The sequence below is a fragment of the Bartonella sp. CM120XJJH genome (assembly GCF_042194715.1).
In the GTDB taxonomy this organism is placed as follows: domain Bacteria; phylum Pseudomonadota; class Alphaproteobacteria; order Rhizobiales; family Rhizobiaceae; genus Bartonella.
In genome coordinates this window covers 1-1441 of the sequence record NZ_JBHINE010000060.1, presented here as the reverse complement: position 1 = coordinate 1441, position 1441 = coordinate 1, and the positions used below count along the sequence as shown (strand labels likewise).

The window sequence follows — 1441 nt, the reverse complement described above, 5'->3', positions numbered from 1 at the left end:
AGAATGGGATGCGATGCGCCCGCAAACGATTGCCGTCTCTGCGACACCAGGACGCTGGGAAATAGAACAATCTCACGGCACTTTTGTTGCAGAACAAATTATTCGTCCAACAGGGCTTGTTGACCCACCAACAGAGGTGCGTCCAGCCAGAAATCAAGTCGATGATGTTGTGAATGAAATTCGTAAAACAATTCAAAAAGGCTACCGTACATTGGTAACAGTTCTCACAAAGCGTATGGCCGAGGACTTAACTGAATATCTCCACGAACAAGATATTCGCGTACGCTATATGCATTCTGACATTGATACATTAGAACGCATTGAAATTCTACGCGATCTGCGGCTTGGCACCTTTGATGTCCTCATCGGTATCAACTTGCTCCGAGAAGGCTTAGATATTCCAGAATGTGGTTTTGTTGCCATTCTAGATGCCGATAAAGAAGGCTTTTTGCGCTCTGAAACCTCCCTTATACAAACAATCGGACGTGCTGCACGTAACGTAGATGGCCGTGTTATCCTCTATGCAGATACAATCACAGGCTCCATAGAACGAGCCTTACAGGAGACACAAAGACGTCGACAAAAACAAATAGCCTATAATGAAGAACACCATATCACACCGAAAAGTATCAAAAAAAATATCGGAGATATTCTCAATTCAGGCTATGAAAACAACCATATTCGCACAAATATCCCTGATGTCATCGAGAAAAAAAATATGGTTGGCAAAAATTTAGCTTCTCATATTAAACACCTTGAAAAATTAATGCATGAAGCAGCTGCTGATCTCAACTTTGAAGAAGCAGCGCGACTTCGCGATGAAATCAAACAATTACAAAAGATAGAACTAGAAATCGCTGAGAACCCCTTAACACATCATAGCAAACAATCCACCCATGAGCCCGTGTTACAACCAAGTCTTTTCTCCAAACCAGACCTTGCACACATGGGACCAACCATGGACACTGGTATTTTGGAAAGTCGAAAAGGAAAATCTCGTAAAAACACTCCTAATCAAGCAACAATAAAACGACAAAAAACGCAATCAACAAAGAAGTAGAAAATTTCAAACCACCTAAAATAATCTTTTGCTCTTCTAAAAAAACGACTAAAGCTCAAAAGCAAACAGCATTATCCGCAAAACAGACGACCTGAAACATCAAGGGTGCTCTCATTTGTCTAAAACACCATAAGAGAGAACATTTTACAAAAAATGCCTAAAATTTATTGACTTTTTAAGCAATTTTTCTTGTTAAACCGCGTTATAAAAAATCCCTAAAAATGTAAAAAACTTCTAAACTCTAAAAAAGCAGACAAATTTAAAGAGAGTATCTGATATATAGATATATCAAAAAATTGCTCACAATATATTATCTTTATACAGTTATACTCTGACATCGAACTCAAATATTATTTAGCCTCACAAGAGAATATTCAAATA

Annotated in this window: 1 protein-coding gene; it reads left to right on the top strand. The window is 38.2% G+C overall.

Features of this window, described 5'->3' with window-relative positions:
- Window positions 1-1060: helicase-related protein (locus ACFIKU_RS09650; protein ID WP_375657377.1), on the top strand; the 1060-nt coding region annotated here is incomplete at its 5' end.
- Between the last annotated feature and the right edge of the window lie 381 nt (window positions 1061-1441).